The organism is Enterobacter cloacae complex sp. 394F7 (genome assembly GCF_057320385.1).
Genome location: NZ_JBXWCS010000003.1, coordinates 165,858 through 190,464 on the forward strand (window position 1 = coordinate 165,858; position 24,607 = coordinate 190,464).

Annotated in this window: 23 protein-coding genes, 2 tRNA genes and 2 pseudogenes; 12 read left to right on the forward strand and 15 right to left on the reverse strand. The window is 53.2% G+C overall.

What is annotated here, in order from left to right:
• Positions 1 to 144: 144 nt before the first annotated feature.
• From AC2FAK_RS05625 to AC2FAK_RS05645, 5 genes are all read right to left on the reverse strand, one after another.
• Positions 145 to 1,176, reverse strand: coding sequence for an ABC transporter ATP-binding protein (locus tag AC2FAK_RS05625; protein ID WP_095454679.1), 1,032 nt, complete (start codon positions 1,174 to 1,176; stop codon positions 145 to 147).
• Position 1,177: 1 nt separating this feature from the next.
• On the reverse strand, positions 1,178 to 2,752 hold the full coding sequence (locus AC2FAK_RS05630) for an ABC transporter permease (RefSeq protein ID WP_013097699.1): 1,575 nt from the start codon (positions 2,750 to 2,752) through the stop codon (positions 1,178 to 1,180).
• 24 nt (positions 2,753 to 2,776) lie between these two features.
• A complete protein-coding gene (locus tag AC2FAK_RS05635; RefSeq protein ID WP_095454681.1) occupies positions 2,777 to 3,793 on the reverse strand; it encodes an iron ABC transporter substrate-binding protein in 1,017 nt (338 codons plus the stop codon).
• Between the two features lie 358 nt (positions 3,794 to 4,151).
• Entirely contained in the window at positions 4,152 to 4,982 is an 831-nt protein-coding gene (locus AC2FAK_RS05640) for a CPBP family intramembrane glutamic endopeptidase (protein ID WP_038418833.1), read from the reverse strand.
• A gap of 81 nt (positions 4,983 to 5,063) precedes the next feature.
• A tRNA-Thr gene (locus AC2FAK_RS05645) sits at positions 5,064 to 5,136 on the reverse strand.
• Positions 5,137 to 5,687: 551 nt separating this feature from the next.
• On the opposite strand from AC2FAK_RS05645, the gene AC2FAK_RS05650 reads away from it, so the two are divergent.
• Together AC2FAK_RS05650 and AC2FAK_RS05655 are read left to right on the forward strand one after the other, a co-directional pair.
• Positions 5,688 to 5,939 (forward strand): helix-turn-helix transcriptional regulator, encoded by a 252-nt coding sequence (locus AC2FAK_RS05650; RefSeq protein ID WP_023620425.1) that lies wholly within the window; start codon positions 5,688 to 5,690, stop codon positions 5,937 to 5,939.
• Positions 5,894 to 6,235 (forward strand): DUF3024 domain-containing protein, encoded by a 342-nt coding sequence (locus AC2FAK_RS05655; RefSeq protein ID WP_023620426.1) that lies wholly within the window; start codon positions 5,894 to 5,896, stop codon positions 6,233 to 6,235. Before AC2FAK_RS05650 ends, AC2FAK_RS05655 begins: the two co-directional genes overlap by 46 nt.
• A 600-nt stretch (positions 6,236 to 6,835) precedes the next feature.
• Here the strand turns inward: AC2FAK_RS05655 and AC2FAK_RS05660 are convergent.
• Both AC2FAK_RS05660 and AC2FAK_RS05665 read right to left on the reverse strand, forming a co-directional pair.
• The gene (locus AC2FAK_RS05660; RefSeq protein ID WP_028027969.1) at positions 6,836 to 7,591 is read right to left on the reverse strand and encodes a DUF4225 domain-containing protein; all 756 of its coding nucleotides are present in this window, start codon (positions 7,589 to 7,591) and stop codon (positions 6,836 to 6,838) included.
• A 66-nt stretch (positions 7,592 to 7,657) separates the two neighbouring features.
• Positions 7,658 to 8,111, reverse strand: a pseudogene (locus AC2FAK_RS05665) (recombinase family protein); the annotation flags it as partial.
• A gap of 1 nt (position 8,112) precedes the next feature.
• Between AC2FAK_RS05665 and AC2FAK_RS05670 the strand changes: the two are divergent.
• Positions 8,113 to 8,295, forward strand: a pseudogene (locus AC2FAK_RS05670) (integrase); the annotation flags it as partial.
• Positions 8,296 to 8,310: 15 nt separating this feature from the next.
• Here the strand turns inward: AC2FAK_RS05670 and AC2FAK_RS05675 are convergent.
• Positions 8,311 to 8,387: transfer RNA gene (locus AC2FAK_RS05675), tRNA-Arg, on the reverse strand.
• Between the two features lie 278 nt (positions 8,388 to 8,665).
• Here AC2FAK_RS05675 and AC2FAK_RS05680 point away from each other — a divergent pair.
• From AC2FAK_RS05680 to fimZ, 3 genes are all read left to right on the forward strand, one after another.
• Positions 8,666 to 9,364, forward strand: a complete 699-nt coding sequence (locus AC2FAK_RS05680) for an EAL domain-containing protein (RefSeq protein ID WP_095454682.1) — start codon at positions 8,666 to 8,668, stop codon at positions 9,362 to 9,364.
• A gap of 24 nt (positions 9,365 to 9,388) precedes the next feature.
• The gene (locus tag AC2FAK_RS05685) at positions 9,389 to 10,111 is read left to right on the forward strand and encodes a helix-turn-helix transcriptional regulator (protein ID WP_023622262.1); all 723 of its coding nucleotides are present in this window, start codon (positions 9,389 to 9,391) and stop codon (positions 10,109 to 10,111) included.
• 805 nt (positions 10,112 to 10,916) lie between these two features.
• A complete protein-coding gene (gene fimZ / locus AC2FAK_RS05690) occupies positions 10,917 to 11,549 on the forward strand; it encodes a fimbria biosynthesis transcriptional regulator FimZ (protein WP_013095936.1) in 633 nt (210 codons plus the stop codon).
• A gap of 51 nt (positions 11,550 to 11,600) precedes the next feature.
• Here the strand turns inward: fimZ and sfmF are convergent, their stop codons facing one another.
• The 6 genes from sfmF to fimA all read right to left on the reverse strand — a co-directional run bounded on the left by sfmF (position 11,601) and on the right by fimA (position 17,636).
• Positions 11,601 to 12,125: a fimbria assembly protein gene (gene sfmF / locus AC2FAK_RS05695; protein WP_013095935.1), complete on the reverse strand. Its 525-nt coding sequence runs from the start codon at positions 12,123 to 12,125 to the stop codon at positions 11,601 to 11,603.
• A 9-nt stretch (positions 12,126 to 12,134) separates the two neighbouring features.
• Positions 12,135 to 13,139, reverse strand: coding sequence for a type 1 fimbria D-mannose specific adhesin FimH (fimH, locus tag AC2FAK_RS05700; protein ID WP_020685033.1), 1,005 nt, complete (start codon positions 13,137 to 13,139; stop codon positions 12,135 to 12,137).
• A 13-nt stretch (positions 13,140 to 13,152) separates the two neighbouring features.
• Complete coding sequence (locus AC2FAK_RS05705; RefSeq protein WP_095454683.1) at positions 13,153 to 15,717, reverse strand: fimbrial biogenesis usher protein; 2,565 nt, start codon at positions 15,715 to 15,717, stop codon at positions 13,153 to 13,155.
• Between the two features lie 14 nt (positions 15,718 to 15,731).
• Entirely contained in the window at positions 15,732 to 16,424 is a 693-nt protein-coding gene (gene fimC / locus AC2FAK_RS05710) for a type 1 fimbria chaperone FimC (protein ID WP_013095932.1), read from the reverse strand.
• A 34-nt stretch (positions 16,425 to 16,458) separates the two neighbouring features.
• Positions 16,459 to 17,004, reverse strand: a complete 546-nt coding sequence (gene fimI, locus AC2FAK_RS05715) for a type 1 fimbrial protein subunit FimI (RefSeq protein ID WP_013095931.1) — start codon at positions 17,002 to 17,004, stop codon at positions 16,459 to 16,461.
• Positions 17,005 to 17,072: 68 nt separating this feature from the next.
• Positions 17,073 to 17,636: a type 1 fimbrial major subunit FimA gene (fimA, locus tag AC2FAK_RS05720; protein WP_014830938.1), complete on the reverse strand. Its 564-nt coding sequence runs from the start codon at positions 17,634 to 17,636 to the stop codon at positions 17,073 to 17,075.
• A gap of 310 nt (positions 17,637 to 17,946) precedes the next feature.
• Between fimA and folD the strand changes: the two genes are divergently transcribed.
• From folD to AC2FAK_RS05745, 5 genes are all read left to right on the forward strand, one after another.
• Positions 17,947 to 18,813 (forward strand): bifunctional methylenetetrahydrofolate dehydrogenase/methenyltetrahydrofolate cyclohydrolase FolD, encoded by an 867-nt coding sequence (gene folD / locus AC2FAK_RS05725; protein WP_013095929.1) that lies wholly within the window; start codon positions 17,947 to 17,949, stop codon positions 18,811 to 18,813.
• 1 nt (position 18,814) lies between these two features.
• Complete coding sequence (gene ybcJ, locus AC2FAK_RS05730; RefSeq protein WP_023621558.1) at positions 18,815 to 19,027, forward strand: ribosome-associated protein YbcJ; 213 nt, start codon at positions 18,815 to 18,817, stop codon at positions 19,025 to 19,027.
• Between the two features lie 234 nt (positions 19,028 to 19,261).
• Positions 19,262 to 20,761: a PTS transporter subunit EIIC gene (locus tag AC2FAK_RS05735; RefSeq protein WP_014830936.1), complete on the forward strand. Its 1,500-nt coding sequence runs from the start codon at positions 19,262 to 19,264 to the stop codon at positions 20,759 to 20,761.
• A gap of 83 nt (positions 20,762 to 20,844) precedes the next feature.
• Positions 20,845 to 21,861 carry a Mal regulon transcriptional regulator MalI gene (malI, locus tag AC2FAK_RS05740; RefSeq protein ID WP_020685029.1) on the forward strand — a complete coding sequence of 339 codons (1,017 nt, stop codon included), beginning with the start codon at positions 20,845 to 20,847 and terminating at the stop codon, positions 21,859 to 21,861.
• A 74-nt stretch (positions 21,862 to 21,935) separates the two neighbouring features.
• Positions 21,936 to 22,463: a metal-dependent hydrolase gene (locus AC2FAK_RS05745; protein ID WP_045902391.1), complete on the forward strand. Its 528-nt coding sequence runs from the start codon at positions 21,936 to 21,938 to the stop codon at positions 22,461 to 22,463.
• An 89-nt stretch (positions 22,464 to 22,552) separates the two neighbouring features.
• Here the strand turns inward: AC2FAK_RS05745 and cysS are convergent, their stop codons facing one another.
• Positions 22,553 to 23,938, reverse strand: coding sequence for a cysteine--tRNA ligase (gene cysS / locus AC2FAK_RS05750; protein WP_020685027.1), 1,386 nt, complete (start codon positions 23,936 to 23,938; stop codon positions 22,553 to 22,555).
• 174 nt (positions 23,939 to 24,112) lie between these two features.
• Between cysS and ppiB the strand changes: the two genes are divergently transcribed.
• Positions 24,113 to 24,607: a peptidylprolyl isomerase B gene (gene ppiB / locus AC2FAK_RS05755; protein ID WP_020685026.1), complete on the forward strand. Its 495-nt coding sequence runs from the start codon at positions 24,113 to 24,115 to the stop codon at positions 24,605 to 24,607.

Here is a 24,607-nt window from a genome sequence, read left to right on the forward strand (position 1 = left end):
TTTTCCTTGAGATTAATCAGCAACTACGAAAAACCTCACACATGATGGTGAGGTTTTATGAGCATGGTAGAGAATCTCAGGAAATGCCACACGTTAAGGAAAATTCTTTTATAACAACCCGTTGGATTAAATTACTAACGAACATTAAGAATATTCAAAAACGCGCGCCGTACCAGCAATATCAATACGCACCGCCGCCCCCGGGTACCATCCAGGCTGACTGACGGTTTTCAGGGTAATCGGCTCCGTTTGTCCGGCTAACGCCAGCGTCAGCGTGGAGAGCTGGCCGGTGAAATCCACATCAACAATCGACACCGGGCTTTCGTGCGCCGCGCATGCCGTCACGTGCAGTTGCTCAGGGCGCAACATCACTCTGCCCTGCCCCGTCGCCTGGGCGTTATCCGTGGGCACCTCGCCCAGCGCGCAGAGCGCATAGCCGCTGGCGAGCTGAGCAGGCAGGATCACCGCATCCCCCAGGAACAGCGCCGTCTCTTCATCCACGGGCTGGCTATAGACCTGATAAGGCGTGCCGACCTGAGTGAAACGTCCGGATCGCATGACCGCCACCTGCGTGGCAAAGGACAACGCTTCGTTTTGATCGTGAGTAACCAGGATCGAGGCCACGCCCGCTTCCGCCAGCAGGTCAGCCGTGGCCTTACGCGTCATGGCGCGCAGGCCGGTATCCAGCGCCGAGAAGGGTTCATCCAGCAGCATCAGGGAAGGACGCTGCGCCAGCGCGCGGGCAAGCGCCACGCGCTGCTGCTGGCCGCCGGAAATCTCATGCGGCCAGTGCGTGGCGAGTTGTCTGTCAAGCGAGACCATCTCCATCAGTGCTTCCACGCGCTGGCGCTTCTCGTGGCGGGTACCGTCTAATCCCCAGGCAATGTTGTCTGCCACATTAAGATGCGGGAAGAGCGCCCCCTCCTGAGGAACAAAGCCAATTTTACGCAGATGCGCGGGAATAAAGTTGTTCTGATCGAACAGGGTTCGGCCCTGCATCACGATCCGTCCGCTATCCGGCGTTTCGAACCCGGCAAGGATACGCAGCAGCGTGGTTTTACCCGACCCTGACGGCCCGACAATCGCCGTCCGGCTTCCCGGCGCGACGCTCAGGTTTAAGCTGTCGAGCACCTGCGCATCGGAAAACGATTTAGAAATGGACGTTAATTCAAGCATCTCATAGCCCTGCAATTTTTTTGGACTGCATATAAAGAATGGCGGTCAGCGGAAGTGAAATCAAAATCATCAGCATGGCGTAAGGCGCAGCGGCAACATAATCGATCTCGCTGGTCAGCGCCCAGAAACCGGTGGACAGCGTGCGCGTTCCCAGCGGGGAGAGCAGCAGCGTCGCCGTCAGTTCGTTACTGACGCCAAGGAAGACCAGCGCCGCCCCTGCCGCCGCACCGGGCGCGGCCAATCGCATGGTGACGCTCCACAATGCCTTCGCGGGCGTGCTGCCCAGACTGCGCGCCACGTTTTCGAGCTCCACCGGCGCCTGGGCAATCCCGGCCCGCAGGTTAATGAGCGCACGGGGCATAAACATCAGCAGGTAAGCCAGGAACAGCGTAATTTCGGTCTGATAAATCGGACGTGCATAGTGAATGGTGACCGTGACCAGCGCGAGGGCGGTGACGATCCCCGGCAGAGAACTGGTGATGTAAATGCACCCTTCCAGCATCCGGAAGATGCGGTGCGGATAACGGATACCGAGCCAGGCGATGGGAATGACACAGGCGGTGGTCAGCAGCGCGCCGCCCACGCCGAGCATCAGCGTCTGGCGCAGCGAGTGCCAGAGATCGGCGCTCATCCAGTTCTGTACGCCGCCAAGCCATATCCAGCGACACAGCACAATGAGCGGTACGCCCAGCGCCAGCACAATCAGCATGAGGAAAAACAGCTGGCCCAACGCCGCAGCAACAGGCTTTAGCGGCCAGCGCGTCTGTTCACGTGCCGCCCCTGCGCCGATGCGCGCATAACGGGCTTTCCCGCGGGTGACCCCTTCCAGCAGCAAGATGGCCAGACAGCATAGCGCCAGCACCCCCGCCAGCATGTTTGCCGCCGGGCCACTGAATGTCGACTGGAACTGGTCGTAAATGGCGGTGGTGAAGGTATCAAAGCGGATCATCACGTACAGGCCATATTCCGCCAGCAGATGCAGGGCCACCAGCAGCGCGCCGCCGCAAATCGCGAGCTTAAGCTGCGGTAACACCACGCGAAAAAAGACCCGCCACGGCGGCGTGCCGAGCGAAGCGGCAACATCTTCAAGCGTTGGATCCAGACGACGCAGCACCGCCGCCACGGGCATATAGATAAACGGGTAGTAGGCTAACACGGAGAGAAACACGCCCGCAGAAAGCCCATGCATGGAAGGCACCACACTCACCCAGGCGTAGCTTTGCACGAACGCGGGGATGGCCAATGGGGCCACCGCCAGCGCAGACCAGATCCCCCGCCCGGCCAGCTGAGTACGTTCCGTCAGCCAGGCTATCGCCACGCCGGTGACGATACAGAGTGGCACCGCTAAGGCCGTCAGCCACAGCGTGTTGCTGAGCAGTTCAGCAACACGCGGGCGAAACACCAACGCCTTAATGGTTTCCCAGCCCGTCTCAATGCCTATGGCAATGATAAAGCCCAAAGGCAGAAGCGCCATTAATGAAAACAGGACAGCTAACGCAACCATCGGCAGCGCAGGACGCCTGCGGGCAGGCTCCCGCACTCTGTTTTTGCCGATGTCGAGACTCAGACCAGACATAGGACGTTCACTTTACTCTCAGGATCACAGCAGGCCAGCTTGCGTCATCAGCTCGATGACTTTTTTACTGTTAAGCGTGGAAGGTTCCACTTTCGGTGCATCCAGATCGTTCAGCGGCACCAGTTTCGGGTTAGAGGCCGCGTTCACGCCCACCGCATATTCAAAGGCGTTATTGGTGCGCAGGCTCTCCTGCCCTTCTTTGCCGGTGATGTATTTAATGAAGGCCTGTGCCTGCGCTTTGTGTTTGCTGGACGCCAGCACGCCGCCGCCGGAGAGGCTAACAAAGGCGCCCGGATCCTGGTGTTTGAAGTAGTAGAGCTTAGTGTTTTTGCTGTTTTCACCCGTTTTGGACTGATCGACAAAACGGTAGTAGTGATAAATCACCCCGCCATCAATCTGACCGGCGTTAACGGCTTTCATCACGGTGCTGTTGCCTTTATAGGCAACGAAATTGGCTTTCATCGCTTTGAGCCACTCAAGGGTGGCCTGCTCGCCTTTCAGAGCCAGCATTGCGCTGACGATCGCCTGGAAATCGGCTCCTGACGGAGAGGCAGCCCAGCGGCCTTTCCACTCGGGTTTAGCCAGATCCATCAGCGATTTTGGCAGCTGCTGCTCGCTCAGTTTTTCCGGGTTATAGACAAACACCGTGCTGCGAGCGGCGATCCCGATCCAGCGGCCGTGTGCCGGACGATACTCCGCCGGTACCTGCTTTAATGTCTCTGCATCTAATGGTGCAAACAGTTTGGCGTTATCAACCAGCACCATTGACGGCGAGTTCTCAGTTAAAAATACATCCGCAGGCGATGCGCTGCCTTCCTGCACCAGCTGGTTGCCCAGCTCGCTGTCATCGCCATTACGCAGCGTGACCTTAATACCCGTTTCTTTGGTAAAACCGTCTACCCACGACTTCACCAGATTTTCATGCTGCGCGTTATAAACAACGATACCTTCGTTGTTATCAGCGGCAAACGATTGAGTTGAAAGGAAAAGTGATGAAGATAACAGGGCAAGCGAGAAGCATGACAGCAGGCGAGAATTCATGAACATATCCTTAATAGACCAACGTGATAAACAACAAAGGGCTGTGTGGGACAGGATTAAAGCATACAACAACGCTAATGATAATTACTATCAATCGAGTTTAGACGTAAAAGTGTAAAATTCGTTTTTAGCAGATTTTAGAATGATAAAAACCCAAATTTTAATGCGAGATAATTTTTAGATTAAGAAAACCTTAAGCCTGCCAACAATGAAATTCATTAGCCTTCTATTTATTCTGACGCGAAGGTAAATGTGTTATTCATGCCCGCGGCATATATAAAAAAAGCCCCGATGCTTCGGGGCTTTTTATGCTTATCCGGAGGCAGCCAAATTTATAAGGCCACTATTTTAAAAAGCATCACACAGACGCGTGAGGGGCGTACATCGGATAGGTGAAGAACAATAAATGCACGCAGTTCAGCCCAAAATGGAAGAACGTTGCAACCCAGAGCCTGCCGCTCCACATCCACGCCAGGCCGTAAATAATACCGGAGAGGCTGGCAAAAATAATCAGCAGTAAACCGCCGCTATAATGCATTAGCCCAAAAATGAGTGAGGCAATCAATAGCGCTACAACAGGATGCACAACCCGGGACAAGCGCTGCTGCAGATAGCCTCTGAACAAGGCTTCCTCGGCCAAAGAGACGAAGAAAATATTCGCAAGGGCAAATTGAGCAAACCATTCTGGCGCATGCGGCTCAATTCTCAGCCCGCCCAACGCAACAGCCAGAAGTAACAGCGCGGGTATCGCCAATACCAATATTCCCCAGCCGACCTTGCCAGCTTTATAAAGGGGTTTTGCTACGAATAACGTTGGCATGCACGTAATTAAAAAGAACGGCACCACTGCCTTGTCCATATTAAAGTACATACTGAACGGCATGCTTTGCGGACCAACAACGACAGCGTCCAGTACCTTCGGGTTATGGAAGCCAGGGATCGCATGCAAAACCAGGGCAACGGCGATGACCACGCACAGGCCCTCGACCAGATAAGTATATTTATTATTTTTATTACGTAGCCATTCAACAACAGACCAGCCAATAACGATTAATGCAATCACCAGCAGCGCCGGGGCGTCAAGAATGCTCTGTTTCCAGCCGAGAAATGCCGTTAACCCCAGCATCAGGTAAGCCAGGCTTTTATTCAGGGAAAGTGCGGCAAGCGAAGTTGCGAGTAGATACCACATAAATGTCCTTCATGATTGGCATGTACAACAGTGAAACGAATGTCGTGCCGGAGGCATCCCGCGGGGAAGCCATAAATAGGGTGCCGACTACCGGTATAGAACGGGTGACCTACGGATTACACGTCAGTTGCTCTACCTACTGAGCTAAGTCGGCGTTGGTCCGCCACCGGAGCCTCGAACCCCGTACTACAACATCCTGGTTTTCGCTCTTCCCGATGAGCTAGTGGCGGTATGGTGGCCCTGACTGGAACTACGCCAATGACCGGTCGATGGCGGAACAAACGTTCTGACCGACAGGCTACAGGGCCGGGTTCAGAATGATACACATCTGGAATTAACCACGCAAATCAGACGGTTAAAAGCAGGCACAGAGTGAAGGATCGGTAGCGGTTGGTCGGTTTGGGGAAGAGTGGGCTGGATTACCCTGTAGGATTGAATATTAAAAATCAACTCATTGAAAATGAATTGAATTATCACATTCAATAATCCTACATCCCCCTAAAGCCCCCATATTCGTCTGCATGGATACTGCGCCAGGAATCATCACGGGAATCCGTAATCAATTACAGCATTACGCCAACAAAATTTTATACGATGGCATAGTTTATGGCGGGGCAACTCGCAAACAAAAATACGCATATATATTCAGAAAACGTTGTTCTGGTTGTTCCAAATAGCGAAATTGGTACAACTGAGGAGGAAAAAATGAAACTAGCGGTTGGGAAGAAAGAGCTTCTGACTATAGTGCCTTTGTCACTGAGCACTATCTACAGGCTGGAAAAGAATGGAGGATTTCCGAAGCGTTGGTACATTACAGATGGGCGCTGTGCCTGGAACGCTGAAGAGGTTGAGCGCTGGCTTGATGAGCGTCAGGCTGCCAACCAAACAGTAAATATTGAACAGGAGGATGCATGGCATTCAATGACATTGAGTTCAACGCCATCAAAAAGGAAGTGAAGCAATTTGTTGAAAGCATCCGACCACCAGTCCATATCCGTTCTAAGCTGGATATCGTCTACAGCATCAGCGACCAGACTGTAGATATTGGTCAGTTACGACCTGTATGGCGAGGTGAACCAGGTGAAACGCACATTCTTCCAAACGTCAGAATCAGATACGTCCGCTCACAGGACAGATGGAAACTCTACTGGATGCGCAAAGATTTGAAATGGCATCTATACAGTACTGAGCTTTCGCTGACGGATGCACTTGAGCTTGTGCGTGCAGACCCGGATTATTGCTTCTTCGGATGACGAAAGAGGCATCTGCGTGATGAAAGAAGTCACAGAGATATGGCCTTTCTTATTAGATGGAATTACAGGTGTGAAAAAATCAGCTGTAATCTGATCATTTTGTTGAAGTTTTTTTTAGCCTGTTACCTCAAGCGTTTTCCAAAGAAAATGATCGCCATAGCACGACGCACACGTGATCGCGGGCTGCAACCTTAACCACACTGGGCAGCCCACTACTGCTTATAAGTGGTTTCTCGGCCACCAAAGCCGGCACGTTGAACTACCGCGTGAAATGCTAAAAATTGTTTCTGGGCGTCGCCAGCAAGTAAAGCATGGAGAAAAACAAGGATCCCCAATATACCGAGTCATATCGATAGGGATCAAAATCAATATGCAAAAATCCTCTTACAAAATCGTATCCATTTGCAAAAATGTTTATCTGAATGGATGCAATAGCGATTACAAATACCATATAAGCAATAAACAATGGATATTTATGAAGCCTGTTAACTTTTAACTTCCCCAAATAAAGCAAGAAAAAAACCACAATAGACACAATGAAATAGACCACAGCAGGCCAGATCGGTGGATAAAGCGAAAATTCTAAATCTTGTGACATAATCAGTTCTCTTTAGCTATCTGGTACATCTGCCAACCTGTAATGCTACTACTGGTCGCATCAAGTGTAATTGCGGTTTTAGATGCCTCTTGCCAGCCTCTGATATAATCAGATTGGATATTGTGAAACAAACTCCATGACTTTTCTCTGGAAGCCAGAACTTTTCTACCTGCACCGTATGCTGATAAAGAAAGATCAATTACACCGTAAATTAAATCTGCTTGATTATTACCATAACCCAGCTTTGTTGCAGCAAATCTGTACGCTTCTCTCACGGTTCCTGATTGTTCTTCACGGAAAAGAAGATAGTACCCGTTTTCGTATACATTATTTAACCCATGAGCAATCATCGGAGCCCCGTATGCAGCACAAGCTAACCCAAGCGATCCAACGCATAAACTAGCCCCACCATAAACTTGTGCTCCGCCTGCAACAAAGCCAATCTGCTTGAGAGCTATAGTCGTTGTTGTTGCCTGATTTTTCTCGACAACTATAAACATTTTTGCTCGGTTAAAGGTAAGCAGATCATCCTGTTCGCGGAGATGTCGTATCTGTTCGTCAAGGATTTGAGTCCCTCCGAGAAAGGTAAGGCAGTGGGATTCGATCTCTCTTTTCAAATGACCCACGAGCTGTTGAATCTCAAAAAACAGACCAGAAGTACCATAAAATAAATGTTTTGCGGAAATTTGCTCTGTAAGAAGCTCAATTTCTCGCACTTTATGCTCAAACCGATTTTTGTCACGGTTATGGTTATACATTCGACCTCCATGTCACAAATACTTTTCAATAATAATACATTCGTTCAGACGACAATCAATAGCTCTTTATGTATCAGCAGTTGCGACAGTCAGAACGGGAAATTTTTTATACAAAGTACACACAGCCACATCATAAATTATCGCTACTTGCTTCCTGTCCACGCCATTCGCTATTAGTCGCCATACATGCGCCCATTGCTCCTGAGTCAGCTTCGGACGCCTCCCACCTATTATCCCCTTTGCCCTGCCATGGCTAAAACTGCTCTCGTTCTTTCAATTATATTTTCTCTTTCCATCTCAGCCGCAGTACTTAGCATTGTGTATGCGAATCGGCCGATTGAAGTACTGATCCTTATTCCTTCGGTGATTGAGACAAATTCAATATTATTAGCCCGAATTAGCGCAGTAAATCGATGAGGTGTATGCGTGAGCGTCCAAGCCGATCCTGCTTCCAGACAATGACAGTGTCACCTGGCCGCAATAACTTCATCTTCTTATCCAGCCCCGGCCGTTTCGACTTCGGCGTACCGCTGTCCGTTCTGCAGGAAACTGGAGGATGGGAGTCTATCGAAATGGTCCGTCGATATGCTCACCTGGCATCGAACCAATTAAGCGAACACGCACGGAAAATAGATGCCATTTTTGGCAACCATGACACAAATACGACACAAGGAGAAAATCAGACTGGTTTGAAACTGGCGTAAGCGCCTGTTTTTAAATGGCACGCCCTGTAGGATTCGAACCTACGACCTACGGCTTAGAAGGCCGTTGCTCTATCCAACTGAGCTAAGGGCGCACTGAGAAGAGTGAACTTCGCGGTGGTGAAACGCGAAGAATTATACGGTCAATGGCAGGTGAGTCAATGCCTTTTCCGTTTTCACCCCCGATTAGGGCTAGCTGATTGTAAATATGGCTGTTTTTTCAACATTCCCGGCCTTTCTTTCGTAGAATTTAGCGCTGCGAAAAGGCTTAGCTGCATTTAAGTAACGCCTGCTGTTTTCCTGAGCGTCAGCTCGTCACACTAGTGTGAGGTATCCCGGCCGCCTGGAGGCTGACAGACAACAGGACAATGGAGTGACAGCGCAAAACCTGATCGATACGTCCCCCGGCTTACAGCACCTCTCTCAGGACATTGCGGGCATCAAACTTGAGCCTATCGTCGCCCTCTCCTCGCAGCGCCAGGTTGGGGTGGAAGTGCTGAGCATTCTGTCAGCAAGAGAGCAAAGCGAAGCATTTTTCAACGATCGGTCTGCGGAGTGGTCACTTACGCTGCTTGAAGCGCAACTTGTCGCGCTAAAAAATACCCCGCACTGTCATAATCTTTACGTCAATCTGCCGATAACCGTATTAACGCAGCCGGACGCCTTTCAGCGGCTTCTCCGGCTGCCTGCCGCACCGCTGAATATAGAAATTGTCGACCCGGCACGCTTTCTGGCGCTGTCTGACACAAAACGGCAGGACGTTCACCAGCGCCTGCTTCAGCTCAGAAGACAAGGCCACGGTATCTGGCTGGATGATATTGATGAAGCGATCGTCCAACCGTTTTTGTCCTACCGGCTGCCGTTAACCGGCATAAAAATCGACAAGGAAGCATTCTGGCGTTTACGCGCCCCCCCTGCGCTCGGGCAACTGGTGACACGTTGCTTTCAGCTTGCCGACAACGTGCTTATTGAAGGTATTGAGACTGAAAAGGATCATAGCCGGGCACGACAGGCAGGAGCAGGACTCGGCCAGGGGTACTACTGGCCGTCCTGGACATGGCCGGAGGAATAAAAAGCCATTTCCAGGAGGGAAGCCATGCGAATGACAGTGCGCCGTTACCGGCGGCGGCGTACAGGAAGTGATGCACTGGGATTTACGCACTCGCCTTTTGCTCCCCCCTTTTTCGACCGGCTCGAATTTTTGAGCCAGTCCATCCACCAACATCGCAAAACGGACGCGCCCTTTATTATTCTGGTCACGGAAGATCATTTCCTGCGCACCGGTTTTCTGAACGGCCAGTTTCCCCTGAGCAGCTGTAGCGACTACCCGACGCTGGACGAAGCTTTTCAGGCGCTGAATCAGTGGCCTGCAGCCCGTCTGGTGGTAGATATTGAAAGCCGCACCACGGCGCTTATGGAAAAGCTGGATCAGTTGAGAAGACACAGTCTGTATCCGCCCTTTCTCACGCCGTATCTGTTGGTCAGGGCGGATAATTACGACACCCGTCTGTTCTGTAAAGCGGCGGGGCCGTTTCATGTCCTTGAACGCCAGTCAACGGCGGCGGCACTCCAGCACAGCCTGATGGACATTAGCCCTCCACAGGGCTCCAGTAAAGAGTGGTTCTCTCGTGGCGAGTGGCCCATTTTACAGGAGCTGTCGCGGGGGAAGTCACTACGTCAGATCGCCCTGCTGCAGAATCGCCCCTACAGCCGCATTATCTATCGCCTGAGCTGCATTCTGGTGAAGCTCGGGCTTAGCCATCGCCAGGAACTGCTGCATCTTCTCAATAATCTCTCCGACTGCCCGTTTTACTCTTAACCTAACCCCTTATTTCCTAAAGATCTTTAGGAAGTTACTTACTGAAAATGTTAATTTTATGTTAACTGTTAACATAAATCTCGAAATTACAACTATTCCTAATTTCTGACTCTGAACCACGTGAAATATTAAAGAATAAGTAAAGCGCAGCACTTTCATCCATGCGTTAAGGGATTGATGGTTCCGTTAACAGGATGATAATGATGTAAAAACAAGCAATTTGGTTGCACGCCCTTGGCGCTTAAAGCGAAGGCCGCAGAAGATTTTGCTCTTCCGGCATAGTATTTTTCTGATATCGGGGAGAGGTATCGGGATGAGGATGAGACGCGCTATCTGTGCAAATTCACGCCACTTCAGCAGCAGGTGAGACGTTTTACTGCCCCGCTATTTCATTAACAATTTTGCAACATATAGTGGTATCTGTTATTTTTTGTTATTACATAAAGATGAAAAGATGCGGTAAATGGAATAACAGGACATTTCCGCTAAATTTAAAAAAATAGCCATTCGGATCCAGAAGATAATACAAATCAATAATCATGAATTAATCTGCAGGCTTTTCGGAGAAAACTTACACGGTATAATAAGACGCGTACCAATTATGAATAAGAAAAACCTTTTTGCCGCCACCAGCCAAATGAGATGACCGCGCTGAGGCAATGACATTACCACTACGTTAACAAGGATGCTTTCGCTCTTTCCAGGGAAATACCACCCTATAAGGATCTGCAAATTTATCCTTCCGGCATTTCGAGAGTTTGAACCAAACTCAGCATAACGCTTTTAACAATCTGAGGCATAAAAAATGAAACCGGCATCCGTTATCATTATGGACGAACATCCTATCGTCAGAATGTCGATAGAAGTCCTGCTACAGAAAAATAAAAATATCACAGTCAAACTGAAGTCTGGCGACAGCCATGAAGTTCTCGACTGTATCCGCAATCACGCCATCGATCTGGTGATCCTGGACATTGAACTTACGGGCACCGATGGCTTCGCTTTATTGAAAAGAATCAGAAACTTAAACAAAGACATCAAGGTCCTGTTCCTCTCTTCCAAATCGGAGTCCTTTTACGCGGGCCGCGCCATCCGCGCCGGGGCAAATGGGTTTGTCAGTAAACGAAAAGATTTAGGTGAGATCTACAACGCCGTGGAAATGATTCTGATGGGCTATTCTTTTTTCCCGTCGGAAACGTTGAACTTTATTAATCATCTGGGCTCAGGGAAAGGGATGGCATCTGATATGCCATTATCGAACCGTGAAGTCACCGTACTGCGGTATCTGGCGAATGGCTTATCGAATAAGGAAATTGCCGAACAGCTGCTATTAAGCAACAAAACCATTAGCGCGCACAAATCCAATATTTATTCCAAGCTCGGTGTGCAAAGCATTGTGGAATTAATTGATTACGCCAAGGCACACGAGCTGCTATAAACTGAATTCACTCCCTGCAGTTTATCTGAGTTGCAGGGAGTGCGGTCAGCGCTAATTATAATTAATCATAAATGTGGCATCCGCATCGGCGCGTCCGGGTCGGGGGTTATCCGCTGTGGCAATATAATTAGCATAGAAAGACAGCACGGCATTACCCTGCGCATCTACCGCCACCGGCTGGCTGGCCTGCTGTAACGCCAGACGCGTTTTATCCGCATCCCTGATCTCCACCGCGACGTTATTCGCCGTACTGGCGTCATTCAACGCCAGCAATCCGCTGTCACTCCCGTCAGTTTTCCCGGAAAACGTAATTGATGCCGAACCTGGCGGACAGCCTGTCAGCTTCAGCGTGAAGGGCATGGGCTGCGTGCGGCTCCCCGTGGTGCTGAGCTGCTTCGTCGGCCAGGTGCCCAGCGTGACGGTCTTGTCGCTGTCGCTGCCCTCTGCCACGCAGGTAAAATCAACGATATTGCCGTACATCTGAATATTGATCTCGCCCAGCGCTGTGGCTGACCACGCGTTTGCCTGACACATCGTCAGGGCCAGCGCAGCGAAAGGCCATTTCCAGTTCCCCATCTCTTCCCCTTAATCGTAATCCACGCGCAGATAGCCGCGAGAGGTGAACCGGCCTTCTGCTGGCTTATTCCCCGTAATGCTCACCGGCCAGACCCGGATCCCCACCTGCGCCTGCGCGCTGTCATCCAGACGGAACGGAATTTTGCTGTTCAGGTTATTAGGCGTCAGAGGCGTACCGCTATCGTTCGCCACGACAAACCCTAAATCCGGGTTATCGGAAACCAGCGCATTGCCCGAGATTTTTTCCGCCTCGATGCGCATCGTCAGATACGCATTGGCCTCCACATTAGTGCACTTAATGGCAATGGTTTTGCTTTGTGGTGAGACGTTCTGAGGACGATTGCCGGCCCCCGCCTGGCTGAACAACGACGCGCCAATATCACCAAAATCAAACTCCACCACCTGCCCGGCGTTAATCGCACAGCTTTGTGGTACCTGAATGGTGCCGCTGTAGCTGATGGTATAGACCGGCGTATTCAGCGGATCGGATGACGTGGTGGTGACATAGACGGTGAACATGGTCTGCTGGGGGATCACCACCATGTTGATAAACCGCCGTGTGACCCGCAGACGAAAGACCAGCTTCGAATCGGTGACAGGAAACGCTTTGTTGTTCGGAACGTTAGGGTGCTGCCCCATCTGAATGTAGTCTGACGGTGGATAGAAAGTGCCCGCGTAGTCATCGTGGATCTGCATTGCGCCATCAAGGTAGTCATTCAGCTTCACATACTTATAGCCATCAATTACCGTCGTTATCGGCAGGCTGGTGACATAACTACGCATCGTGGACTTTCCGGTTGTTCCTTTAGGGCAAATGGCGTTCACGCCCACCAGCCCGGATTTTTGCGCAAGGGTCACAATCTGCCCCGGTTTGTTATTGGAACTGTTAAAGACGTTTGAAAGATCGTATGAGATATCCTTCGGCACGCCCGTGGCGTTCTGGCAAACCGTCGCCCACGCGGGCATCGTGCTGCAGAGCAGCGCTAAGCTAAACACATTGCGTAAACTGCGCATCTTTGGGTTCCTGTTAACGGTCACAGCTTGCCCCCGCCATGGTAATGGCCTGGTTTTGGCTTTCAGGCGATAAACGATAGTGCGCACGACACTGGGACTGCATCCCATTGCCCCACTGAATAAGCAGCTCCCCTTCCAGCGGCAGCCCGCTCAGGTAAATCTGCCCGTCATCGCCCACCATACTGGTGACCCCGCTCTGGGTTTCACGGACCACGGCACCAAACGGCACAGGCTGGTTGCCGCGGGTCACGGTCAGCAGGGCACGCACGCCGATACGGGTATCGAAGCTGGCGCGCACCAGCGCACCTTTGGTCGGTACTACGCTGCTGACGTTATTTTCGATGTCGGTGTTGTTATTCATGGAGTTGGTATCCAGCGCCACGCGGTTATAACGGTAGACGGTGGCATACGGCATGACCGCGTAGCCTCGCCAGTCGGTTTTCACCCCGGTCTGGTTTTCCACGCTGACGCCCGAGGCTCCCGGCGCTTTGATCAGAACGTTAGTGTCGCCCAGCGGCTGGCTGAAGGTGACGCCGTCGGCATGGCCCACCACCCCACCGGAGAGCTGCCAGTTGAGATCGTGCTGATCGCGCGCGTAGTTGTAGCCCACCCCCAGCGTGCCGTAGGTCGCCTGCCAGTTTGCGCTGGCGCTACCGCTTGAGCCGTTGGTGCTGGTGTGCCCCTGCGTAACGCTGTAGTTCAGGTTGCGATCTTCCAGCAGGGTGCCGCTGACCCCGGTTTGCCAGCTGGTATCACCGTCGCTGTTGCGGCTGGCTGAGGCCGTGGCGTAAGCGCGATCGATGGCGCTGTCCCGGCGATATCCCTGACGGGTAAAGAGGCTGAACGGCACCGAGACGTTAAAGGACGCGATCCGGTCCGAGCCCTCTATCCCGACGGACTTGTTCCACGACCATGACAGGGAGTAGTTGATCCCTTTTACACCTCCGGCATAGCCGAGCTGATACCAGAGGTTAGACTGGCTGGTGCCCCAGTAGGTCTGCTCGCTGCCGGAGACATAGACTGAGCCGTAATCACCCAGCGACTGAGAGATATTGAGCTGGAAGCGCCCTTTTTTATTCCACGTCAGGTTGTGATAGCTCTGCACGTCCGGCACGCCGTCATCATCCTTGCTGTCGGCATACTGATAGCCTTCCATCGAACGCCAGGCCACATCATCCAGGGTGTAAAACCCTTTAGTGGAGTAGCGATAGCCCAGCAGCTGGAAGTTGGTGCCGAATCCGTTGAGTGATTTTGCATACAGGAAACGCAGGGACTGGCCCTCATGGCGGCTGTCGTCCGCCAGCTGGCTGCGGGCATGGGTGATATCGACCGACACAGCCCCCCAGTCACCGAGGTTTTTCCCGGCGCCAATGGCCACCGCGGTATAGCGCGACGCCAGCTGCGTACCGCCGTAGAGCGTGTAACCATTGGCCAGACCGGTAATCAGCGTGCCCTGGGTGAAGAACGGCGTGTCCTGATCGCTGTTACCGCTGCGGTAATCCCCGGCCACGAGGTCATACTTCCAGCGACCTTCACGCTGCAACAGCGGCACGGTGGAGTACGGCACGGTATAGCGTTGCTGGCTGCCGTCCTTCTCTTCTACGGTCACTTCCAGATCGCCGCTTGAAGAGGTAGGGTTCAGATCGGTAATGGCAAACGCGCCAGGCTGGACATAGCTCTGGTAGATAACATAGCCGTTCTGGCGAACAACCACTTTGGCCGGGGTACGGGCGATACCGCGCACGGTTGGCGCGTAGCCCTGCAGGCTGTCCGGGTACATGCTGTCGGACGAGAAAAGCCGCCCGCCGCGGAAACCGACGCTGTCAAAGACATCATTGCCGGTATTGCTGTCGCCCAGCACCAGCTCGCTTTTGAGCGGAATGACGGTGCGCTGCGCCCAGGTGCCAATGTTCTGCCAGTTACTGTGCCGCTGGCCGTTGTTTTGCGTATAACGCCAGGCGCCGTTATTGCGTAAACGCCAGGCGCCATAGTTCAGCCCGCTCTGCAGGTTCAGATAGTAGCTGTCGTCCTCGCTTCCCCGGTTGCCGGTAAAGCTGTAGTTCAACAGCGCGGCGGGGATCCCTTCATCCCACTGTTCAGGCGGGATATAGCCACGGGCGCTGTTCTGCATCGCCACCTGCGGCAGGCTGATATTCAGACGCTGCGAGGCGAAATTAAATGCGACCAGGCTGCCGGGGATCGCTGTCGCCAGCGGGACACAGGTGTCGTCCTGCACCTTTACCAGCTCGGGAAACGCGGCGAGGTTAACGCCAAACCGTTCCAGCATTTTACGTGTGATGCACGGCGCCAGTCCGCCCGCCACCGGTGGCGTATCGTCGGCCTGCTCAAAGCGCACGTCCTGGGTCGCGATAAACTCATCGTTACGCCAGATATCCACGCGATACACGCCGGGTGCCTGCTGGTGACCTTGTTCAAAACGCGATAAATCCGCCACGCTGGCGGTATCGTCGGACAAAAAGGCCGGGTTAAAGTAGCTTTCGCTCCAGCCCGACTGCGGCCAGAGCGTTGCCATCAGCGCCAGTGCAACCGGGCAGTAACGCCATTGATGATTATTCATCGCCCTGACTCTGCTCACAGGTTGACGCTACGCGCCGGAGTAATGGCACCGTAGTCATTGACGCTCTGCCAGGAGAGCGTACCACCCGCACCAGCCGGCAGCGCCTGCTGTGCCGAATTTTTTGGCGCAATCATGATGTTATCCAGCGTCTGTCCGCCCAGCTTCAGATTGACCAGCGTGATGTAATACGGTGAGGCGTTGCTGATCTTCAGATGCGAGCCAACGCGCTCAAAGCGCAGCTGAGAGAGCGCCTCTTCCGGCTGCATTGCCAGGTTATTCGGGCGCACAAACAGCTTGATACGCGACAGGATGGCCAGTTGCAGCACGTTGTTGTTTTCGGTTTTGGCTTTGTTCACTGACGGGATCGCTTTCACGTTCATGTAAAACAGCGATTCACGATCGGCAGGCAACGCAGGCCCGGCGTAAATAATGCGCAGCGTGTTTTCGCTGTCCGGCTCGCTGACAAACAACGGTGGCGTGACGGCAAAGGTTTTTTCTTTTTGCCCGTTTGCGTTTTCGATCCACGCGTTAATTAAATAGCGTTCTTGCTTGTTACTGTTGGTGATCGCCAGTGAAGTTTGTTTAGCATCTGCCGGATAAATAACGCGCGTGGCTCCAAGTGCAATACCGCCGGACGCATTCGCGCTTGCAGAAACCATCATTAAAATAAACGATAAAATCAGTCCTGGTTTAATTAGGGTATTCATCAAAACCGTACCTTTAATAATGTGTTCGCAGGTGTTATGGATAAATCAACGTAAACCAGACATCCGACTGAATATTGCCTGGCACAAGGTGTTCGGAAATAGCCCGATATCGGGCGCTAAAATGAAACGCAAGCTCGCGGGTATCAATGGGCAGCCAGCTGACCGCCGTGGCGTTGGGGATTATCTGACGCTGCTGTTCGTCAAAGAGAGCCAGCCCCACCCCGCTGCTGATGGGTGTTTCACCGGGGCGCGATGTTGCCAGAAAAACCTGCGGGTCTTCCGCGGGCGTGATGCCCTGGAACTGGATCCCGACGGTGCGTGAGACATCCACGCTGCAATCCAGCAGCCGCACGGTAAAAGGCACATTTACGGTGGAAAAACTGCCCACCCCGGAAAATGAGTTGGTTCGGTACTGCCCCATATCGATGCGCATATTCTGGCTGTCTGGCGCCACGGCGCAGCCACCGTTCACCAGTTCACCCCGGAGGTGTACTTTGCCGCCGTCAATCACCACCGTATGGGCGAATGCCTGGGAAGCCATCGCAAGGGTTAACAGCAGTAGTGTTCCTGTCCTTGTCATCCTTCGTTCCTGGCCTGAGCGTATGACGGGCCTCATCCCTGAGGCCAAAACATCCCTGTACGGAGGAATTATTCGTATTTCATAACGAAAGTGGCGTCAGCATTTGCCTGGCCTGGTTCAGTGGTCGCAGCAGTGGCTTTATAACGCGCGCTGAAGTTCAGGGTGTTGGTGCCCTGGATCAGGTTCTGCGCAGCAGAGAAGGTGGCACCGTCTGGCGTCAGAACGCTGGATTTGCTGTCGAGGATCTCGATACCAACACCTTTCGCGGTGTTGTCGTTGCTACCGGAAGTCACTGCCAGCAGGGTTTTGTCGGTCGCGTCGATCTGACCGGTAAACGCTACAGCAGCCGTTTTCGCCACCAGCGGATCGCAATCGTTCAGTTCGATGGTGAATGGAATATTAGACGTCGTGTCACCCACTTTGGTGAATTTCGCGGTACGGTATTGACCGAGATTAACAGTCTGCTCGGAAGAATCGGTATTTACTGAACATGCAGCATTAACCAGTTCACCTTTAAAATGCACGGTACCGCCATTTACGGAAACTGGCGTAACCGGATCGGCAGCGTGAGCGGCACCCGCGACCAGGGCCAGTGAAGCAATAACAGTAGAAGCAATGTTGCTGAGTTTCATGTCTATTCCTTTAAAATGTAAATAACCCTTCCCGCGAATTTTCGGGAATAAGAAATACGTTCAATCGAAAAATTGAAAGCTTATTTCGGAGGAGACAAAGTAGCTCAGGAAACTATTTTTAAATATGTCAAAACGCTGCCATTTTACCAGGTCACATCCTAATCCTGCCTAAGAAATTGACCATCACCCGAGAAGGGTCTTTACGCCCGCCGGAGGAAAACTCGCAAAGGGTGACTGACAGCGGCGCTCGCTTCTGACAAAATACAGGCCATCCCCCCTTTCAAACGTTACAGACGGAATCTTCTCTCTGATGGCAGCAAAGATTATTGACGGTAAAACGATTGCGCAGCAGGTGCGCTCTGAGGTCGCGGAAAAAGTGAAGGCGCGTAAAGCGGCTGGTTTTCGCGCACCAGGGCTTGCCGTTGTGCTGGTTGGTAGCAACCCGGCATCGCAGATTTATGTCGGCAGCAAACGCAAAGCGTGTGAAGAGGTGGGGTTCGTCTCCCGCTCTTACGATTTGCCAGAAACCACCACCGAAGCAGAACTGCTGGAACTTATTGACACCCTGAATGCCGATAAAGAGATCGACGGTATTCTGGTCCAGCTGCCGCTGCCGGCAGGCATCGACAACGTGAAGGTACTGGAGCGTATCGCGCCGGATAAAGATGTGGACGGTTTCCACCCGTATAACGTTGGCCGTCTGTGCCAGCGCGCGCCTCGCCTGCGTCCCTGCACCCCGCGCGGCATCGTGACGCTGCTGGAGCGTTATAACATCGACACCTACGGTCTGAACGCCGTAGTGATTGGCGCCTCCAACATCGTGGGCCGTCCGATGAGCATGGAGCTGCTGCTGGCCGGTTGCACCACCACCGTGACCCACCGCTTCACCAAAAACCTGCGTCATCACGTCGAGAATGCCGATCTGCTGATCGTCGCGGTCGGTAAGCCGGGCTTCATTCCCGGGGAATGGATTAAGGAAGGGGCGATTGTCGTGGACGTCGGGATTAACCGTCTGGAAAACGGCAAAGTGGTTGGCGACGTGGTTTACGAAGATGCCGCAGCGCGTGCCTCTTACATCACCCCGGTACCGGGCGGCGTAGGCCCGATGACCGTAGCAACCCTGATTCAGAATACCTTGCAGGCATGCGAGGAGTATCACGACGTAGAGGACGCGTAACATGGCGACATTTTCATTAGGTAAACATCCACACGTTGAGCTGTGCGATCTGCTGAAGCTGGAAGGCTGGAGCGAGAGCGGTGCGCAGGCCAAGATTGCCATTGCCGACGGGCTGGTTTTCGTCGACGGCGTGGTAGAAACGCGTAAGCGCTGCAAGATTGTTGCCGGTCAGACTGTCAGCTTTGACGGCCAGAGCGTGACCGTTACGGCCTGAGTCGTTTGATGCCCTCACCCTAACCCTCTCCCACAGGGAGAGGGGATGACAATCCCCCCATACCCATCACGGTTAATTATCGATCAACTTCAAATAATCACTATTTCATCTGCTGAAAAGTGAAAATTGAGTTGCGCGTTTTTCACGCTTTGCCCACGATAAGTAGAACGTTCTACTAAAACGTTCTACTTACAATAACAGCGCCAAAAAAAGCGCTTCTCGGGGGAAATCAGCATGAGTCTGATATCAGGGTTTGTTAAATCGCTGTCTAAGTTATCGATGATTGGTCGCGCCTTAATGCTGCCAATTTCACTGCTTCCCGCTGCGGGCCTGCTGCTGGCCTTTGGCGATAAGTTCCACCTGCCGCTGATGATGAACGCGGGCGGGGTTATCTTTGATAACCTGCCAATGCTGTTTGCTATTGGCTCCGCCGTGGGTCTGGCATCGGAATCCGGCATTGCCGCGCTCTCTGCCGCCGTCTCGGTGTTTGTTACCAATATCACCATCAGTACTGTGCTGAGCATTACGCCGGAAATGGCCTCTCAGGGCGGCAAATACGCTATGGTGGTCGGCATCCCGACGCTGCAGATGGGCGTCTTTGGCGGGCTTATCTGCGGTATTCTGGCGGCGTGGTGCTATAACCGTTTCCACACCATGCAGCTGCCGGAGTTCCTTGGCTTCTTCTCCGGCAAACGCTTTGTGGCGATTGCCACGGCGTTTCTCTCGTTCCTGCTCGGTCTGCTGCTGCCCTACGTCTGGCAACACATTCAGGCAGGCATCGACGCGCTCTCCGTGGTGGTGAACGGCGATAATCAGGCCGCCTCAACCTTTATCTTCGGCCTGGTCGAACGTGCGCTGATCCCGCTCGGTCTGCACCACATCTGGTATCCCTCTTTCTGGTACTCATTTGGTGATTACACCACCCAGGCAGGCCAGGTGATCCACGGCGACCAGACTATCTGGTTCAAGATGCTGGAAGAAGGGGTGAAATCCTTCAGCAGCGACACCTACCAGAACGCCGGTAAGTTCATGCAGGGTGAATTCCCGCTGATGCTGTTTGCCCTGCCTGCGGCGTGTCTGGCGATGTATCATGAAGCGCATACCAAAAATAAAAAAATCGCGGCCGGTATTCTTTTCTCTGCGGCACTCACCTGCTTCCTGACGGGGATCACCGAGCCGGTGGAGTTCACTTTCATCTTCGTCGCGCCGATCCTCTACGTCTTTAACGCCATTATGGCGGGCCTGGCGTACATGACCATGTATCTGCTGCACGCCCATATCGCCAAGTCGTTCTCGGCAGGCTTTATCGATTATCTGTCGTTCGGGATCCTGCCGTCATTCAACGGCTATCAGACCAACTTCCTCAATGCCATTATCATTGGTATTCCGATGGGCCTGATTTATTACTTCACTTTCCGTTTCGTGATCCGTCGCTTTGACGTGAAAACGCCGGGCCGTACCGAAGTGACCGCCAGCGCGGATGATAAATCCGATTCTGAACTCGCCACCGAAATCATTACCCTGCTGGGCGGTGCGCACAACATCGATTCCGTAGGCTCCTGTATCACCCGTCTGCGCCTGGAAGTGGCAAAAAGTGATGCGGTGGATAAAGATGGCCTGAACGGACTCGGCGCTCGTGGCGTGGTCTTCGTGGGTGATAACGGAATTCAGGTGATTTTCGGTGCCAGAGCACAGTTTATCGCCCAGACCATGTCCACCATGATTGGCAAATAATAAGATGCCGGAACGACACGTCTCCTGTAGGCTGAGAGACGTGTCGTATCTGGCTGATAATCGGTAAATTTCAGGGAGCGGTTTTGAAGAAAGTCAGCATCATTGATGTCGCAAAGCACGCGGGTGTGTCGGTCTCTACCGTATCGCTGGTGCTGCGCCAGAAAGGGAAAATCTCCGAAGCAACGATCGAGAAGGTCAATGCCGCCATCACGACGCTGGGCTATGTTCATAACGTTGCCGCTGCCAACCTTCGCGCCAACACCTCCAACCTGATCGGCCTGATCCTGCGTGATTTTAGCGACAGCTTTTCCATCAAAGTCATGGCGAGTATCGTCCAGGAGCTGGAGAAGCAGGGCTATATGGTTTTTCTCGGCCAGCCGCTGAACGATCGGGAGCATTTAGAGCGTACTCTGCTCTCCTTTAAGCAACAGGGCGTGGCGGGCGTGATCTATCTCGCGTCGGATACGCGCTCCTCAACCCTGCCGGAGCAGATCCGCCAGTGTCCGCTGCCGCTGGTAGTGGTCTCGCAGTCTCTGCTGGACGAAAAATGCAACCTGGTGATGCGCGATAACCGCCAGGCGGCGAACCTGGCCGCGCGCTATCTTATTGAACGTGGGCACCGCAACATCGCCTACATTGGCGGGCGGGAAGGCTGCCTTATTCGCGAGCAACGCCTGCTCGGATTTCGCAGCGCAATGACCCAGAACGGGCTGGTGTGGCGCGATGAAAGCTCCCCGGCCTGCAGCGATGACACGCAAGCCGCGGCGATGGCGACCCGCCAGCTGCTTGAGAAAAACAACACCATCACCGCCCTGCTCTGCCATTCACCGGATGCGATGATCGGCTGCATTAGCGGCATTCATCAGGTGGGCCGCACCGTGGGAAAAGACGTGTTTCTGACGCAGCAGGTCGCACTGGTGGGCTTTGAAGATATGCTGCACGTCAACCTGACCTCGCCGTCGTTTACCTATGTCTCCTCCGCCAGTGACGAGACAGGCCGCCAGGCGGCGGGTCTTATCATCCGTAAGTTGAAAGAGCCAGAGCTGCAGACGCAGCGCATTACCCTCTCCGGCCAGCTTATCGCGCGGGAATCGGCGTAAAAATCGGAATTTAGCACAGGTCAGTTCCAGCAAAATCGCTGCTATATTCCCATGATTTGTCATGGAAAATTACGATGCCTACCGTTATCACTCACGCTGCTGTTCCGCTTTGCCTGGGCTTAGGCCTGGGAACCCGGGTTATTCCTCCCCGCCTGCTTTTCGCCGGTGTCGTGCTCGCGATGCTGCCCGATGCCGACGTGCTGGCGTTTAAGTTCGGCGTTGCTTACGGCAATGTTTTCGGCCATCGCGGCTTTACCCATTCACTGCTGTTTGCCTTCGTGGTGCCGATACTCTGCGTACTGGTCGGGCGACGATGGTTCAGGGCAAGTTTGACGCGCTGCTGGCTGTTTTTAACCGTGTCGCTGCTGTCGCACAGCCTGCTGGATTCCGTCACCACCGGCGGCAAGGGCGTCGGCTGGCTGTGGCCGTGGTCAGATGAACGGTTCTTTGCGCCGTGGCAGGTGATTAAGGTCGCCCCGTTTGCCCTGTCGCGCTATACCACGCCGTACGGGCATCAGGTGATTATCTCTGAACTGCTGTGGGTGTGGCTGCCGGGAGTGGTGCTGATGGGGTTGTTGTGGTGGCGAAAGCGTGCACGCTGATGCCCTCACCCCGGCCCTCTCCCACAGGGAGAGGGAGAACACCTAACAATCCCCTCTCCCTTTGGGAGAGGGTTAGGGTGAGGGGAAAATTACTTACGGCGCCAGGTGGTCCCTTGTGGGCCATCTTCCAGGATGATCCCCATCTCGGTCAGGCGATTGCGCGCCGCATCCGCTGCCGCCCAGTCTTTCGCCTGACGGGCTTCCAGACGCGCGTTAATCAGCGCTTCAATCTCTGCCACTTCGCCGTCATCCGCCTGCGCACCGCTCTGCAGGAAAGCATCCGGCTCCTGCTCCAGCAGGCCAAGCACGGAAGAGAGTTTACGCAGGTGAGAAGCCAGCGCATTCGCCGCCGCCATATCTTCTGACTTCAGACGGTTGACTTCACGCGCCATATCGAACAGCACCGAGTAGGCTTCCGGGGTGTTGAAATCATCGTTCATCACCTCAACAAAGCGGGCCTCAAACGCCTCGCCGCCCGCGGCCTCCACGGACTTGTCGGTACCGCGCAACGCAGTGTACAGACGCTCCAGCGCAGAGCGTGCCTGTTTCAGGTTCTCTTCACTGTAGTTCAGCTGGCTGCGGTAGTGGCCCGACATCAGGAAGTAACGTACGGTTTCCGCATCGTAATACTTCAGGACGTCACGCACGGTGAAGAAGTTGCCCAGCGATTTAGACATCTTCTCGCGGTCAACCATCACCATCCCGGAGTGCATCCAGTAGTTCACATACTCGCCGCCGTGCGCACAGGTGGACTGCGCGATTTCGTTTTCGTGGTGCGGGAACATGAGGTCTGAACCGCCGCCGTGAATGTCAAAATGTTTGCCCAGCTGTTTGCAGTTCATCGCCGAGCACTCAATGTGCCAGCCCGGACGCCCTTCTCCCCATGGAGATGGCCAGCTTGGTTCGCCCTCTTTGGACATCTTCCACAGCACGAAGTCCATTGGGTTACGCTTCACGTCAACCACGTCAACGCGGGCGCCAGCCTGCAGTTGGTCAAGATCCTGACGGGAAAGCGAGCCGTAGGTAGGATCGGTTGGCACTGAGAACATCACGTCGCCATTGTCCGCAACGTACGCGTGGCCGCGTTCAATCAGCTTTTCCGTGATCTCGATAATTTCATGAATATGGTGGGTCGCACGCGGCTCGCTGTCCGGGCGCAAAATGTTTAACGCGTCGAAATCCTTGTGCATCTCAACGATCATACGATCCACCAGCGCGACAAAGCTTTCGCCATTTTCATTAGCGCGCTTGATGATTTTGTCGTCAATATCGGTGATGTTACGCACGTACTTCAGGTTATACCCGAGGAAACGCAGGTAACGCGACACGACATCGAATGCGACAAAGGTACGGCCATGGCCGATATGACAGAGATCGTAAACCGTAATACCACACACGTACATGCCGACTTCCCCGGCATGGATAGGTTTAAATTCCTCTTTCTGGCGCGTCATTGTATTAAAGATTTTTAACATCGAAGATTCCATGTAAACACGTGTGTGGACGAAAACCGGGTATTCTACCCGTAATTCAAACCCGAAGCAGCACACAATGCAAGGTGATCGCATCCTGTGGTTATGCTATAACAGGCCCCTATATCTGACCCGAACGCGGGTCGACGTACCACAATAACGGAACAGGATGCAAAAATGGTTACTTTCCACACTAATCATGGCGATATCGTAATCAAAACCTTTGATGACAAAGCGCCTGAAACAGTTAAAAACTTCCTGGACTACTGCCGCGAAGGTTTCTACAACAACACCATTTTCCACCGTGTGATCAACGGCTTTATGATCCAGGGCGGCGGTTTTGAACCGGGTATGAAGCAGAAAGAAACAAAAGAAGCGATCAAAAACGAAGCCAATAACGGCCTGAAAAACACCCGCGGCACGCTGGCGATGGCGCGTACTCAGGCACCTCACTCTGCCACCGCGCAGTTCTTCATCAACGTGGCTGACAACGACTTCCTGAACTTCTCCGGCGAAAGCCTGCAGGGTTGGGGCTACTGCGTATTCGCAGAAGTGGTTGAAGGCATGGACGTGGTCGACAAGATCAAAGCTGTTTCCACCGGCCGCAGCGGCATGCATCAGGACGTTCCAAAAGAAGACGTTGTGATTACCAGCGTGACCGTCAGCGAGTAA